The sequence below is a fragment of the Massilia sp. CT11-108 genome (assembly GCF_047302915.1).
Taxonomy (GTDB): Bacteria; Pseudomonadota; Gammaproteobacteria; order Burkholderiales; family Burkholderiaceae_D; genus Telluria; species Telluria orientalis.
This window is the reverse complement of sequence record NZ_JBKYMO010001841.1, coordinates 1-214: the sequence shown is the minus strand read 5'-3', so window position 1 is coordinate 214 and position 214 is coordinate 1. Positions and strand designations below refer to the sequence as shown.

The 214-nt window shown below is 57.0% G+C and carries 1 tRNA gene; it reads right to left on the bottom strand.

Annotated elements, in window-relative coordinates:
• Nucleotide 1: 1 nt before the first annotated feature.
• Nucleotides 2–77 (bottom strand) — tRNA-Ala (locus ACEN88_RS36525).
• Between the last annotated feature and the right edge of the window lie 137 nt (nt 78–214).

Sequence of the window (214 nt, the reverse complement as noted above, 5' to 3'; positions counted from 1 at the left end):
TTGGTGGAGGTAAGCGGGATCGAACCGCTGACCTCTTGCATGCCATGCAAGCGCTCTCCCAGCTGAGCTATACCCCCAAAACAAAAGCCGCTCAAGGCGGCTTCCTTGCAACTCTACTGCGACAGACCGATCAAAATCTTGGCGTCCCCACGGGGATTCGAACCCCGGTACTCACCGTGAAAGGGTGATGTCCTAGGCCTCTAGACGATGGGGA